Below are 14446 nucleotides of genomic sequence, written 5' to 3'. Positions count from 1 at the left end.
ATGGAAAGTAAACTACCCCATATCATCGAACAGGCCATTCCTCCCCTCCGGTAACCCGGATGGACTTGGAATGGCCTGTATTTAATTAGATAGTACTCTATTTAAGTGAAGATTCAAACGGAAGAGTAGGCGTTATCCTGGTGAAGCTTGGGATCGCCAATCACCAATCACCAATCTCCAATCTCCAATCCCCTGTACCATTCTTCTTAATATACCCGTCTTCTTAAAGTGGAACGGGGGGCCACCCCAACTAACAGCATTTTTGTACCTTATTTTTATTAAATTGAGGTGGAAAAGGGAAATAAGAGCATTATTGTATCTTATTTAGAAAAAAATACGCTAACAGGGGTATTATGGAAGGATTTAAGGTACAAAATTGCATTTAATTCCTACAAACTCTTACCCCCAGAAGATTTAGGGTACAAAAATGTCGTTAATTACACTTTGCTAATATGTTCTATGTTAATTAAGTGCCTTAATACAGACCGGGGTTGGAATTTCCAGCTCATTGCCTGTCGGAATCAACCGGCCGCTGTCCCCGTCGATGTGGAACGAAACAATCGTACCGCTGTTCTGATTGGCTGCCAGCAGCTTTCCGCCAAGAATAGCGAAATTTCGTGGAGTCCGTCCACCGGTGCTCTGCCAGTCGGCAGGCTCCAGAAGACCTGTAACACCATCAATAAGGAACAACGCAATGCTGTCATGTCCCCGGTTGGAAGCATACAGATAACGACCACACGGCGCGATGTGAATGTCAGCCCCTGAATCGTCGCTGCCGGCAATATAGGATTCAGGCAGCGTACTAACATGCTGCAAGACAGTGAGCTCATCATGCTGTTTATCTTTTGCGAATACTGTGACCGTATTGTTCAGCTCATTGATCAGGTAAGCCCATTTTCCAGAGGGGTGGAGTGTCAGATGGCGTGGCCCGGAGCCCGGCGGCAGATCTACTGTAGCTTGCTTGACCAGCGCGTCCTCCTCCTGACGATAGATAATAACCTGATCTAGACCAAGGTCACAGACAAAAAGACGCTCCCCCGTGCTGCCTGGAATGACCGAGTGCGGATGCGGCGCTTCTTGCCGATCCTGACGTAACCCAGAGCCGGTATGCCGGATCTGAGCCGACATTTCCAGAATCGAGCCGTCTGCACTTAAAGGAAACACATTAACATTTCCCCCCGAGTAGTTGGATACGAAGATCCTGTCTTCCTCCGGACTGATGGAGACATAACACGGCGCGCCACCTTCCGTTTTGCGGATGCTTCCCAGCGGTGACAATACCTTCGATCCAGGATCAATAGCGAATGCCTGAACCTCTCCCTCATCCTTCTCACTGACCGCATACAAGACACTCCCGGCGCGATTCACTGCCAAATAAGAAGGGTTTTCGATACCGCTCGTTCCCTCCAGAACTCTCATGTCCCCGGTGCTGCGGTTCAAGGTGCAGAGACGAATACCCTGTTCACCCTCAGGACTGTACGTACCCACATAAAATAATACTTCATCAGAGCGTTCCATGGCAGCGACTCCTTATCGATTATCATTTTTTTCACTATAGCATGTTTACTGGGGCAATACATCAGACTAAAACTTCGGAATTCTGCGAAAAGCGAAAGCATGTACCAATTTTTCACATCTGGTTAAAACAATCGGCAACAGGTTAATAGTTATCATCGAACAGTACATCACAAAGGAGCTGAAGCCTAATGAGTTTTCTATGGATGTTGATTGTTGGCGGAATTATCGGATGGCTCGCAGGTCTGATTATGGGTAGAGATATTCCGGGAGGCGTAATCGGCAACATTATTGCCGGGATTCTCGGCTCATGGCTGGGTGGCATGCTGCTGGGAAGCTGGGGACCCAAGGTCAGTGATTTCTATGTTTTCCCGTCCCTGATTGGTGCCATCGTGCTGATCTTCATTGTAAGTCTGATCCTGCGCTCGACCGGAGGCCGTAGCCGCTCATAAACTGTATATCTTGGAACATATAACTGATACCCATAGATATTGATTGATGGAAAACCTGCCGGAGCCTGAGCCCGGCAGGTTTTTTTGAGCTTGCAGCTCCCCCATGCCAATGGCCACATATTGCGAGGAGCCTCACGGAGGCTTCAATGTTTTGCCATCATTTTTCTGTTATAATGAAGGCACAAGTGACTCAAATCACAGAGAGGTCGTGAATTATGGGCAGCATCAACCCCTCGCTACTGCATATCGGTTCCACCGTGGGGGCCGTTATCATGGCATTGATGGTGATCTTTATTCGGCTGAAGGCCAGCGCCCGCCCGGTTACCATTCGCAAAATATGGATTCCCCCCCTCGGCATGTCAACTGGCTTTGCCATGTTCGTCGTCCCGGAGGTGAGGTTTCCGCTATGGTGGGCAGCTATTGCCTTTTTGGTCGGCTGGTTCATCTTTGCTTACCCGCTTATCCGTACAACAAGCTTCGAGCAACGGGACGGACAGGTATTTGCCCAGCGCTCCAAGAGCTTCGCGTTTATTCTACTCGGCTTGCTACTGGTCCGCACACTGCTGCATGAGTTCATTAACCGCTATGTCTCGGTACCGCAATCCGGGGGGCTGTTCTTCATCCTGGCCTTTGGCATGATTGTCCACTGGAGACTGTTCATGTATAAACGCTACAATGTGATCGTGCCGCCAGAAACACGGATTCCACAATCTTAATCTTAGTCCGAGGACGGTAGCACTATCTCACGACAGAGCATTCAACAAGCCTAACGGTTTGATGAATGCTCTTTTTAATGCAGACAATACATTTGCGAACAACGGCATGTAGCAATGTATCTATCCTCACGAAAGCCCGCTGATTTAATGTACAACCTGAGATGAACAGGGACACGCTCCCTCCGCTTTTTTCACTGTATGTCAGGTAACTTTCTGGATGATCGGCTAGAATAAAGATATGCGCAAGAAAACTTTAAGCAGCAAATCGCAGACTTTTTTGAGAGAGCGGGGATTTACAAATTGAAGAGTAAAACAAGAAAAGTAGCGATTGTCGGCTCCGGAATGGTGGGCTCCAGTTGTGCCTACTCCATGGTTAATCAGTCGATCTGCGATGAGATCATGATGATCGACCGGACCTACGACCGGGCCATGGCTCAGGCGCTGGATCTCTCCCATTGCATGGATTTCACAGGTACCCGAACTAAGGTATACGCCGGAACCTACAGTGACTGTGCTGGAATGGATGTTGTTATTCTCACGGCGGGTGCTAACCCGCAGCCTGGTCAGACCAGACTGGATGTACTTGACGCTGCAGCTGTAATAACAAAAGAAATTGTGGCCGGAATTATGGCTGGCGGCTTCGACGGCATCTTCGTCATTGCGGCGAATCCGGTCGATATCGTCACTTATATGGTTTGGAAAATGTCCGGACTCCCCCGGCACCGGGTGATCGGCACAGGCACCTCCATTGACTCTTCCCGGCTCAAGACGCTGCTATCCGATGTTTTCTCCATCGACCCTCGCAGCGTGAACGGATACGCGCTAGGCGAGCATGGGGAGTCCCAGTTCGTTGCGTGGTCACATGTGACCATTGGCGGCAAACCTATACTCCACATTATGGAGCAGCATCGCGAACGATTCAGTCACCTGGATCTGGACGACATCGCCCGTAAGACAAAGGATGCCGGTTGGGAGATCTTTACCCGCAAGGGCTCAACACATTTTGGAATCGGCAGTGCCCTGGCCTACATTACCCGGGCTATCCTGAACGATGAGAACAAGATTATTGCTGTCTCGGCAATTCTGGAAGGAGAATACGGGCAGGAGGATGTATGTGCAGGTGTGCCTGCCATTATTGGGCGCAGCGGCATCCATGAATTGCTGGAGCTGAACCTGAATGATGAGGAGTCCGTTAAATTCGGCGCTTCTTGTGAAATCGTGCGTTCAGGAATTAGCAGCCTCAGTCTCTCTCAGCCTGAATAAGAACAAACCAAAAAACCTCCAGTCCGTAAGCACTCATAAATGTGCAGACACTGGAGGTTTTATAATGGATTTAACCTTGTTGTTCAACTTTTAGTGCGCGAACACTGTTTAGTACAGCCAGTACAGTGACACCAACATCCGAGAAGACCGCTTCCCACATCGTCGCGATCCCGAATGCGCCGAGCAGAAGGAAGATCGCCTTAACACCAAGTGCGAACCCAATGTTCTGCCAGACGATTCTCCGTGTGCGCTTAGCCACGCCGATGGCGGTGGCAATCTTCGAAGGCTCATCGGTCATGATGACGATATCCGCAGCTTCAATTGCCGCATCCGAGCCTAGTCCGCCCATCGCGATGCCAACATCTGCTCTCGCCAATACTGGAGTGTCGTTGATTCCATCCCCGACAAAAATAATCTTTTCCCGCCCGCTCTTCTCGCGCTCCAGCCGCTCAATAGCCTCAACCTTATGCTGCGGCAGCAGCTCGGCGTGAATCTCGTCTACGCCGAGTTCGCGGCCTACAGCCTCCGCCACAGAAGCAGCATCGCCGGTCAGCATGACCGTCTTGCGGATGCCAAGTCCCTTCAGCGCCGAGATGGCCCGCGCTGAATCCTCCTTCACCTCGTCAGCAATGACGAGGTATCCGTCATACTGCTTGCCGGTCGCGATATGCACGAATGTGCCACTCTGCTCCGGCACCTGATAAGCAATGCCCTCCCGTTCCATCAGTCGGGCATTCCCGGCCAGAACGGCCTTGCCGTCCACATTCACGGAGATGCCGTGACCGGAAATTTCGTTATAATCCGTGATGGCATCCTTAGCGATTTCCTCAGCGTAAGCGGCCCGAATAGATTCCGCAATCGGATGGTTCGAATGACTCTCCGCATAGGCGGCCGTGCGAAGCAGCTCTTCTTTACTTCTGCCTGCCGCCGGATATATGCCAGTGACCTTGAACTGCCCCTTGGTCAGGGTACCCGTCTTATCGAAAACAACGACCTTAACATCATTGAGCGCCTCCAGGTAATTGCTGCCCTTCACGAGAATACCGCTTCGGGAAGCGGCCCCGATACCGCCGAAGAAGCCAAGTGGGATCGACACGACCAGCGCACAAGGGCAAGAGATCACGAGAAAGACCAGTGCCCGGTAAATCCAGTCAGAGAAGGTTGCTCCACTGATCAGAAGCGGTGGAACAACAGCCAGCAGCAGCGCTGTGATCACTACTACAGGCGTATAGCCACGAGCGAATTTGGTAATAAAGTTCTCTGTCTTAGCTTTATTGGAGGACGCATTCTGCACCAGCTCCAGAATCTTGGAGACTGCCGACTCTCCAAATGTCTGCGTAACTTCCACGGTAATTACCCCGTTGCGGTTAATGAACCCGCTCAAGACCTTGCTGCCCGGACCCGCAGAGCGTGGTACCGATTCACCTGTCAGCGCTGAGGTATCCATCATCGCACTACCTTCAAGGATAGTTCCGTCCAACGGAACCTTCTCACCGGGCTTGACGAGAATAATGTCACCAATCGCCACTTCCTCTGGCGAGACACGTCTTGTACCGCCGTCGACTTTAAGCTCGGCGAACTCGGGGCGAATATCCATCAGCGCCGTAATCGATCTGCGCGAACGATTCACCGCCAGGCCCTGGAACAGCTCCCCGACCTGATAGAAGAGCATTACAGCGACCCCTTCCGGGTACTCCCCAATCGCAAATGCGCCGATCGTTGCCAGCGCCATCAGGAAGTTCTCGTCAAACACCTGACCTCTGACGATATTCTTGATTGCCTGCAGCACCACCTCGCCACCGACAATAAAGTAAGCGGCGAGAAAGATCAGCAGTTCGACAGCTCCGTTGACCGGCAGCAGCATGCCTGCCGCTGCAAGAATCCCTCCGCCTGCCAGGCGGGTCAAGATTCGGCGCGTGTCGCCTTCCCCATGGGAATGCGTATGCCCGTGACCATCCTCATCGCCATGGGCGTGCCCATGTCCATGATCATGTGTATGTCCCTTTTCTTCATGTGAAGGCCCATGCTCATGACCGGATTTAGCCTGCGGGATCGCTCTGCCTCCAGCCAGCTTCTCCTTTAGCTTCACATGGGGCTCCAGCGCCGTGACGGTCCGCGCCGCTTCCACCCCGGCCGCTTCCGCATGGTTCTCATCGGTAACCATAGTTAGCGTCTTGGTCACGAAATTCACGGAGCAGGAGGACACCCCCTCGATCTTGCCCACTTTATTTTCAATTTTCATTGCACAGTTTGCACAGTGCAGCCCTTCCAGCTCCCACTGGCGTTTTACCGTTCCCTGAATCGTATTCAAACTACTCATCTCCCTTAAATAATCATATATGAGTATTTGTTCATATGTTAACTTAACCACATTATATGCCTTCCAATCTTGGAGTGTCAATGTGCATATGCATAATTTCCCTCCTCCTATCTGAGAATAATGAAATGTCTCCACTTTATTCAAAACATCTTGAAATCCCTGGTTCAGGCATTTATTATTAATATATGATCAGTTATTCATATGTTATTTGAAAAGAGGTCTTTCTATGAACCATCATCCACAATCCGGCAGACATTCTCATGAAGAACACGGGCATTCCCATCACGATCATACGCATGATCATCATGGACATTCGCACGCACCTAATAATAAAAAAGGGCTCTTGATTGCCCTCATCATTACCTCGGGGATCATGTTCGTGGAGTTCTTCGGCGGACTCTTCACTCATAGTCTTGCCCTACTCTCCGACGCAGGTCATATGCTCAGCGATATTGCCTCGCTGGCTTTGAGCCTTGTAGCAATGATATTTGCCGCTAAACCGGCTTCCTCCAAAAATACCTACGGCTTCTACCGCTTTGAGGTCATGGCCGCACTATTCAACGGCGTGATGCTGTTCGTGATTGCCGGACTTGTTATCCGGGAAGCCTGGCAGCGCCTGCTCGAACCACCCGTTGTCGCCAGCGGCTCTATGATAATCATCGCTACCATTGGTTTGTTTGCCAACCTGGTGAGCGCCTGGGTCTTGATACGCAAAGGTGATGTGAAAGATAACCTCAATGTGCGCAGTGCCTATCTCCACATTATTGGTGATGCTCTTGGTTCAGTCGGGGCCATTGTTGCTGGTGTGATCATGCAATTGTTCTCTTGGTATGCAGCTGACCCAATTATCAGTGTGCTGGTGGCTCTTCTGATACTCAAAAGTGCCTGGGGCGTGCTCAGACATTCGTTCCACATCCTTATGGAAGGGACACCGCCTGCAGTTAACAGTGATCAGGTCAGACAAACTCTGCTACAAATTAGCGGTGTTGCCGACGTTCATGACCTGCATATCTGGACCATTACCTCAGGACTCAATTCGTTAAGCTGCCACCTGCGGATTGAAGATGACAGAAGAGCTCAGGAAATATTGCAGCAAGCAGTTACTCTAATCGAGGATAAATATAATATCAATCATACTACCATCCAGATCGAGACCTCCCCATTCCAGCACGGAGAGTTAAAGGTGTAAAGTTTTAGCGCTGCCCCGCCATCCTGATTATGGCCAGGGCAGCTTTTTTACATACTGAAATAAACGTTTGACATTATTACAAATAAATGTAATTATGAATTGCGTCAAATGGATGTTAATGGAAGGGGTCGGGAGCAGCTCTGGTTTGAAAAAACCTTTGATAGCTCCGTAGAGATTTTTCACACGGCCAATTTTGGCAGTCTCTACCCTGTACTCAAACGACTGACCGATAAGGGGATGGTGGAGAAGCAGTGGTTAAAAGAAATTATGGAGAGGAAGAGGCTCTGCAATGACAAACCTGAAGGTTAATTCTTCATTTTCACAGAGACACCCGGTATGGGCCGTTGTTATTATTGAAGGGCTGCTACTGGTCGCCATGATAGCCGCCGGAGCCTACGCTACCATCAAACAGCTCAGCTACACTGCACCTGTGCTTATTGCGTTTGTCCCTATCGCGCTTGTCTTAATTGCCTATTTTACAATCAGGCACAAGTGGAGCTATATGGGCTTTCGCCCGCTAGGTAGCATTCCTGCAGCGAACTGGATTTATTATACTCCGCTGCTGCTAATCCTTATTATTACTACGTTAAATGGATTTCGAAAAATCGAACTTTCCGATGCATTATACTATCTCTTCTTCACCCTGCTGGTGGGATTCGTGGAGGAGGGCCTCTACCGGGGACTAATCCTGAAGACGCTGCTGACCAAGAGCGTGAAGGTCGCCGTAGCGACGTCCAGTATCCTGTTTGCAGTCACCCACATTCTGAATGCTCTTTCCGGACAAAATCTCACTGAGACCCTGCTTCAGATCGTATACGCTCTTCTTATAGGAATAGTGTTGGCTCTGCTGATGGTGAAGAATAATAATATCATTCCACTGATTCTGTTCCACTTTTTACATAACCTGATTCGATTCGTGGGCAATGATAGTCCCGAAGGCTTTATCGGCTATGATCTCCTTATCGTGGTGGTGCTTGCTGCCTATGCGATATGGATTGCTTTATCTTTAAAAAGAACACCGGTGCCTTCGGGAATAGACCGAGCCGGTTAAATAGCCATACACTAAAATAGACCGCCATAGGCGGTCTATTGCTGTATGCATCAATAGTTATTCATGTCTGATATGCTCATGCGTCTGCATGAAGATCTGCTCCACATGCGCATCGTTCAACGAATAATACACCGTCTTACCTTCCTTGCGACGCTTCACAATCCGCAAGTTCCGCAAGTACCGCAGCTGATGGGATACGGCAGACTGGCCCATATCCAGAATATCGGACAGGTCATGCACACACAGCTCCCGCTGTGACAGAGCATAGATGAGACGCACTCTCGTCGGATCGCCTAGTGCCTTGAACATCTCGGCCATCTTGTCTGTTGTCTCCCGGTCAGGCAGAATTAAGGACACGTCTTCCGGTTCCAACTCTGAACCGTGGCATGTGTTGTCGCACTCTTCAATTGCTGCTGGCTCCATGACTTCGCCCTCCTCCACAGTTCTGTCGATTCACCGGATCACCCGATCACTTTCATCTATTATAAGAAAAAGATGATCTGCTGTCCATGGAAGCGCTAACGCCGCAGACAACGAACATTAACTGCTCCAGCGGAAGGTTGAGGGTCTCTCAGACGTCCTAATGTAGGGCGGCATTGCCAGCGAGGCTATATCGCAATTTTTATTCACCCTAAGCCGAGAATGACAAACAGCAAGCCCCGTTATAGGAAGCTTGCTGTTTGCTCGTTTAATATAGGATTACTTTACACTGCCTGCTGGTTGTCTCTCCCAGACACCATGTTCCTGTGTTTTGCCCATATATTCGATACGTGACGGGGTAAGCTCCAGAATGACATAATCGGGATCTTCCGGTCCCTTGAACCATGGCTCCAGATCCTTATTCCAGACCTTGGAACGAAGGCTCTCGTCCTTTGTAATGTCTACGGTCGCTTCAATCTCCAGTATATCCTTCCCCCCGCCGGCTTCATAGCCAAGCAGCAGAAAAGCGTTACGGTTCTCCTTCAGTTCCTCTACCTTATGGGTTTTGCGGTCTGTTGCCAAATAAATTTTAAGTCCATCATGAAAGACCGCCATGTAACGCACCTTCGGTTTGTTCCCCGCTTCAACGGTTCCGAAAGAGCCGAACTTGTTGTCATCCAGTGCTTTGATGATGCTCTGTTCCAGATCCTTTGGATTCATTATTCAAGACATCTCCTTCCTGGCGAGTGTAAATATAAGTTTATATATCCACATCTGCCAATTAGACTTATGATAATGATTGTGCTTAAGATAGTGTACCCGCTCTGGGCATATTGAATCCGGGTGCGGTTCCATAAACTTAACTTGTTAAGGAGTATTCCAACGTGAAAAAATTGATCTGGCTTGGCTGTCTCTCCTACTTTGTGATCGGCTTGGCTCATGTAGTACTGGGTTCTATTCTCCCCGTGCTCTTGGAGCATTATGACCAGAGCTACAGCGCTGGCGGGCAGCTGATCTTCACCCAATTTGCCGGCTTCCTGGCCGGTGTATTGATTTCTCCCTTTCTGAATCGCCGCTTCGGTAAGCGCGGCGGTATTCTCATTGCCACTGCATTGTTGCTTGTTGCCGAGGTTGCTTACACCTTCTTACCACCGTGGGGCTGGATGTATGTTATCGCTGTTGCCGCAGGCTTTGGCTTTGGTATGGTCGAAGCCGTCATCGGCACGGTCATTATTGCCGCAGTCACAGAAGGCACCGCTGTTGCCATGAGTAGGCTTGAAGTTCTATTCGGCGTCGGTGCATTGCTTATGCCTTTAATCTCCAGCGGCCTGATCGCCTTCGGCTGGTGGAAGCTGAGCTTCCTGATTGTAGCTGCCTTCTCCTTAGTTGCCCTGATCTTCTGGAGCAAGGGCCGGTTCGGCAAGCTACAGTCCTTGCTGGATGACCGCGGTCCACGCCGCCCAGTGACGAACGAGACTTCAGACAGTCACACGCCGCGCTTTCCTTACAAGGGCAAACAGTGGTTCATACTCGGGATCTTCATTGTCTTCTTCTTTATCTATGTAGGCACGGAAATGAGCCTGGTGAATTTCATGCCCGCCATCTTCATTGCCAAGCTGGGCATGTCGGAATCAGGGGCAGCCCTGACCGTTACCTGCTTCTGGCTGGCTATGTCGATAGGACGGCTGTTCGCCGGGGTGCTCGCCGAGAAAATTTCTTACCGCGTCTATGTTCTGGGCAGCTGCCTGCTGACTGTGGTGTTACTGGCTCTGTTTCCATTCACTGAACACCGTCTTGTGGCCTTTATCATTATCATTCTACTGGGATTGTTCATGTCCGGCCTCTTCTCCATCGCACTGGTCTTCTCCAGCAAATTAATGCCGGGCACCGAGGAATCCACGCCAAGCATCATGATTGCCTCCGGCGGCATTGGCGGAGCAATCCTGCCGCTGCTTACCGGCTGGTCAATGGATCACCTACAAGCGGCACAAACGGCCGGACTACTTGCGGCATTTGCTACTGTCCTCTTCTTGCTCAGCATTGCTGCATGGAGAATACGTCCCGGACGGGATTCCGGACACACAACACCCGGCCATTGAGGCCGGGTAATCACAATTCGCTTTTTGGGGTAATGTAGATTGTATTGATATCCTGCACATAAGGTGGAACTCATGATGGATATGCTATCTACCGAACCCCTACTTCATACCGCGCTGCTCCAGTTTATTTTTCCCTTCTCCATCAAGCAGGGAGCGTCTGCACGACTGATCTCTGAGCTACGAAAGAGCGGATACACTTCTTTTTCCCTCGATAAAAAAGAACTGGAAGGCGCTTATTATGGCAATGAATACTGTGTATCCCATGAAAAAATGGAACGCACCTATCTGCCTTTCGCTGCCCACCTATTGTTCCCTCAGGAGGATGACGAGGATTCCTTCCGCCGCTTCTCGCGTGTGAATGGTCTGTCCTGCCGGATGGAAATGTCACAAGCGAATGTAGCCTTCCGAGTACTCTCCACAGACCTGTTCATTTGCCCGTTTCAGACCGGATTTGTTACCCTGCGGGTGCAGATTGAGGAAGAACAGATCCCCTTCAGCATCGCTCTGGAATTTGCTGATCGCTTCCGTACCCTTGAGAATGTCAGTGTGCAGGACGAACAGACGGTTATCCATAGCGGAGAACGAACCTTTAGTCAGGTCGAGGATTTTATCTTTAATTATCTGGCGGAAGGGCTGAAGCCGTTTTTGGACCAGTCCGAGCTGAACGGGGCTTATTTCGAAACGCTGCCTTTTTTTGTGGATGAACGTATGCTGGTGCAAGCCTTTTATGGTCTGGAACCGGAAGGAGATGCCGACGAAATCCCCTTGAGCATGCGCTACCGTGCCTCCCAGCTGGATGGACTGGATGCCGCGGGTCGGCCCTACATCAGCGCGAGCGATCCTGGTTACATTGAACAATATTGCGAGGAGCATACCTATAAACGCTGGGGCCCCCAGACGTATTATATGACCAATGAACAGACCTTCTGCTGCATCAGCCGGGCGGAACGCCCACTCGCCGTAAAGCTTGCCAATCAAATGTATGGCGAATACTATTATGGCCTGCTACTTAGCATGTTTCACAAGATTGTCCTCCTGAAGCTCGCGAATATGCACTCCCGGCTCCGCATCAATCGGGATGATGACGCTATTGAGGATCTGATCTTTTACATCAATAAATTCTCGGCCAAATTTTATTTTCTGGAGCTGATCTCACAGTCGCAGGGCCGGGAGATTTTCTTCCAGCTCCGCAAAGTTTATGGCAATGATGCGCTATTCGACGAGGTGAAGCAGACACTAAATGATCTGTTTCAGTACCAAGTGAAGTTCCAGTCGAAACGACGGGATATGCTGCTGATGATTCTGACCGTCTTCACTGTGGTAAGCGGTATATACGGAATGAATCAAGTGATCGACGACCTGGAAGGAAGTATTCAATGGGGCAAAATGCTGCAATATTCCTTATTCCAGTATTTCGCGTTAATGCTGACCTTCAGTGGCATTGTCATCAGCATTATCCTGACTGTGCGGGAGATTTGGAACAGCATCCGGAGCCGCCGCCGGAAAAAATTCAAATATCAGAATTAGCCTTCGTTACTACTCCATTTGCTGCTCCAACGCACGACATGTATCAGTAAAAACAGAGACCAGCAGGGAATCTAGCGACCGTGAGGAGGTTAGATCCCCCCGCCGGGCCTGTTGCTCAATACTTGCACACAGAGAAGCAAAGTACCCCGCGCCAATACTGAGGCTGCCTGACTTCAGGCTATGGGCAATTCCGGCGATGCTCGCGGAATCGCTACTGTCCAAGGCTAGCCGAAGCGCCTCCAATCTCGGCGGCGTATCGGTCTTGAACATCCCAATCAGTCCGGCGAACAATCCTTCGCCATCTTCATCCAGTGCCTTGATGCTAGCTACCGTCTCTTCGTCAATTAAATGTTGGTTATTTTTCATGATAATCCCACCCCTTAAATAGTTTATGATAACCCTCTTTCCTGCCTCCAACTTCAAAATGAACAACAAAGCTGCTGGACAACGAAAAGACGGGAGTCTATAATTACACCGTAAGCAAGAAGCATCACCCGTTAACTTCATAGCACCAGGGGGGCTGGAATTGGCCGGCTGAGAGTGTATCCCTCAAGATACTGACCCTTATACCTGATCTGGATAATGCCAGCGTAGGAACCATAATTGAGCATGGCTGCTTTAGAGCCAATGCCATCCTTGCGCAAAGCCGCGTCCCGTTCATCTTCGGGACGCTTTTTTTTTTATGGTATATTTCCGATTAACACAATTCATGAGGAATTGAATCGCGCTGCCTGTATTTTAGGTGGCGGGTGACGGTGTGAAGACGGGGAATTCGCCGGATTTGACGCAGTCACTGCAGAGAAACGGTACCAAAAGGAGAGAGAGAAGAAAATGGGAGTCAAGAAACTGCTTATACTGGGCCTGACCTGTCTGCTCGTTATCGCCATTGCCGGATGCGGCAGCAATAACAGCAACTCTGCCGAAGGCAACAAGGAAGCGGGCAAGACAAACACCGGAGCCTCTGCCGGGGAGTCAGGCACGCCGCAAGAACTGACCAAAGTCAAGATCGCGCTCGACTGGACACCGAACACGAACCACACGGGGGTGTATGTTGCAAGAGATCTTGGGTATTACAAAGAAGAGGGACTGGATGTTGAGATTGTGCAGCCCGGAGCAGCTGGTGCGGACACGATGGTTACTTCTGGTGAAGCCGCTTTTGGTATCGGATATCAGGAAGGCCTGACTTTGGCCCGTCTGCAAGGCGTACCGCTGGTCTCGCTTGCTGCCATCATACAGCATAATACGTCTGGTTTTGCGGCCCCGAAGAGCAAGGGGATTACCTCTCCGAAGGATTTTGAAGGAAAAACATATGGAGGTTGGGGTTCCCCGGTGGAAGAAGCAGCACTCAAAGCTATCATGGACCCGGAAGGTGCCGATGTCAAAAAGGTAAAGATCATCAATATGGGCGAAGCCGACTTTTTTACAGCTGTGAAGCGGGATATTGATTTCGCCTGGATTTTCTATGCCTGGACCGGTATTGAAGCTGAACTGCGCGGGGAACCCATCGACATGCTCTATGTAAAGGACTACGCTCCACAGCTCGATTATTATACACCTGTGCTGACCACCAGCGAGAAAGAGATCACCGAGCATCCCGAGATCGTCAAAGCCTTCGTTAAAGCGACCTCTAAAGGCTATAAATACGCCATCGAGCATCCAGAGGATGCCGCGAACATTCTGATCAAAGCCGTCCCTGATCTCGATCCGAAGCTTGTGATGGCCAGTCAGAAATGGCTCAGTCCAAAATATCAGGATGATGCGCCGCGCTGGGGCGAACAAAAGGCTGAGGTCTGGAAGAACTATGCCGACTGGATGTATGGCCTTAAGCTGCTTGAGAAACCAGTAGATACCACCAAGGCGTTTACGAATGATTTCCTGCCCGCACAATAATTCA

At 50.1% G+C, this 14446-nt stretch carries 14 protein-coding genes and 1 riboswitch; of the genes, 9 read left to right on the top strand and 5 right to left on the bottom strand.

The features are described from left to right. Window positions 1-462: 462 nt before the first annotated feature. Window positions 463-1518, bottom strand: a complete 1056-nt coding sequence (locus ACFRAM_RS18655; protein ID WP_379467132.1) for a lactonase family protein — start codon at window positions 1516-1518, stop codon at window positions 463-465. A 188-nt stretch (window positions 1519-1706) separates the two neighbouring features. Between ACFRAM_RS18655 and ACFRAM_RS18650 the strand changes: the two genes are divergently transcribed. The 3 genes from ACFRAM_RS18650 (at window position 1707) to ACFRAM_RS18640 (ending at window position 3946) form a co-directional block, all read left to right on the top strand. Beyond that, entirely contained in the window at window positions 1707-1967 is a 261-nt protein-coding gene (locus ACFRAM_RS18650) for a GlsB/YeaQ/YmgE family stress response membrane protein (RefSeq protein ID WP_066374856.1), read from the top strand. 215 nt (window positions 1968-2182) lie between these two features. Then, complete coding sequence (locus ACFRAM_RS18645) at window positions 2183-2683, top strand: CcdC family protein (RefSeq protein ID WP_066374857.1); 501 nt, start codon at window positions 2183-2185, stop codon at window positions 2681-2683. A gap of 300 nt (window positions 2684-2983) precedes the next feature. Then, window positions 2984-3946, top strand: coding sequence for an L-lactate dehydrogenase (locus tag ACFRAM_RS18640; protein WP_175370861.1), 963 nt, complete (start codon window positions 2984-2986; stop codon window positions 3944-3946). Window positions 3947-4016: 70 nt separating this feature from the next. Here ACFRAM_RS18640 and ACFRAM_RS18635 read toward each other — a convergent pair whose 3' ends face one another. Beyond that, window positions 4017-6266, bottom strand: a complete 2250-nt coding sequence (locus tag ACFRAM_RS18635) for a heavy metal translocating P-type ATPase (RefSeq protein ID WP_379467131.1) — start codon at window positions 6264-6266, stop codon at window positions 4017-4019. A gap of 226 nt (window positions 6267-6492) precedes the next feature. Between ACFRAM_RS18635 and ACFRAM_RS18630 the strand changes: the two genes are divergently transcribed. From ACFRAM_RS18630 to ACFRAM_RS18620, 3 genes are all read left to right on the top strand, one after another. Beyond that, window positions 6493-7455: a cation diffusion facilitator family transporter gene (locus ACFRAM_RS18630; protein ID WP_379467130.1), complete on the top strand. Its 963-nt coding sequence runs from the start codon at window positions 6493-6495 to the stop codon at window positions 7453-7455. A 108-nt stretch (window positions 7456-7563) separates the two neighbouring features. After that, complete coding sequence (locus tag ACFRAM_RS18625; RefSeq protein WP_379467129.1) at window positions 7564-7764, top strand: helix-turn-helix transcriptional regulator; 201 nt, start codon at window positions 7564-7566, stop codon at window positions 7762-7764. Beyond that, the gene (locus ACFRAM_RS18620; RefSeq protein WP_379467128.1) at window positions 7745-8506 is read left to right on the top strand and encodes a CPBP family intramembrane glutamic endopeptidase; all 762 of its coding nucleotides are present in this window, start codon (window positions 7745-7747) and stop codon (window positions 8504-8506) included. Before ACFRAM_RS18625 ends, ACFRAM_RS18620 begins: the two co-directional genes overlap by 20 nt. A 57-nt stretch (window positions 8507-8563) precedes the next feature. Here ACFRAM_RS18620 and ACFRAM_RS18615 read toward each other — a convergent pair whose 3' ends face one another. Continuing rightward, window positions 8564-8929: an ArsR/SmtB family transcription factor gene (locus tag ACFRAM_RS18615; RefSeq protein ID WP_066374889.1), complete on the bottom strand. Its 366-nt coding sequence runs from the start codon at window positions 8927-8929 to the stop codon at window positions 8564-8566. A 276-nt stretch (window positions 8930-9205) separates the two neighbouring features. Further along, window positions 9206-9646, bottom strand: coding sequence for a pyridoxamine 5'-phosphate oxidase family protein (locus ACFRAM_RS18610; protein ID WP_379467127.1), 441 nt, complete (start codon window positions 9644-9646; stop codon window positions 9206-9208). 164 nt (window positions 9647-9810) lie between these two features. On the opposite strand from ACFRAM_RS18610, the gene ACFRAM_RS18605 reads away from it, so the two are divergent. Beyond that, window positions 9811-11025 (top strand): MFS transporter, encoded by a 1215-nt coding sequence (locus tag ACFRAM_RS18605; protein ID WP_379467126.1) that lies wholly within the window; start codon window positions 9811-9813, stop codon window positions 11023-11025. 72 nt (window positions 11026-11097) lie between these two features. Then, window positions 11098-12552, top strand: coding sequence for a hypothetical protein (locus ACFRAM_RS18600; protein WP_379467125.1), 1455 nt, complete (start codon window positions 11098-11100; stop codon window positions 12550-12552). Between the two features lie 9 nt (window positions 12553-12561). Here the strand turns inward: ACFRAM_RS18600 and ACFRAM_RS18595 are convergent, their stop codons facing one another. Continuing rightward, window positions 12562-12918: an Hpt domain-containing protein gene (locus ACFRAM_RS18595; RefSeq protein WP_379467124.1), complete on the bottom strand. Its 357-nt coding sequence runs from the start codon at window positions 12916-12918 to the stop codon at window positions 12562-12564. Between the two features lie 137 nt (window positions 12919-13055). Further along, a riboswitch (TPP riboswitch) is annotated at window positions 13056-13167 on the top strand. Window positions 13168-13383: 216 nt separating this feature from the next. Between ACFRAM_RS18595 and ACFRAM_RS18590 the strand changes: the two genes are divergently transcribed. After that, the gene (locus ACFRAM_RS18590; RefSeq protein ID WP_379467123.1) at window positions 13384-14442 is read left to right on the top strand and encodes an ABC transporter substrate-binding protein; all 1059 of its coding nucleotides are present in this window, start codon (window positions 13384-13386) and stop codon (window positions 14440-14442) included. The last annotated feature ends 4 nt before the right edge of the window (window positions 14443-14446 follow it).

The organism is Paenibacillus sp. NPDC056722, assembly GCF_042790635.1.
Classification (GTDB): domain Bacteria; phylum Bacillota; class Bacilli; order Paenibacillales; family Paenibacillaceae; genus Paenibacillus_AQ; species Paenibacillus_AQ agri.
Note: the sequence above shows the minus strand (reverse complement) of the source record. Positions and strands in the feature narration are given on the sequence as shown.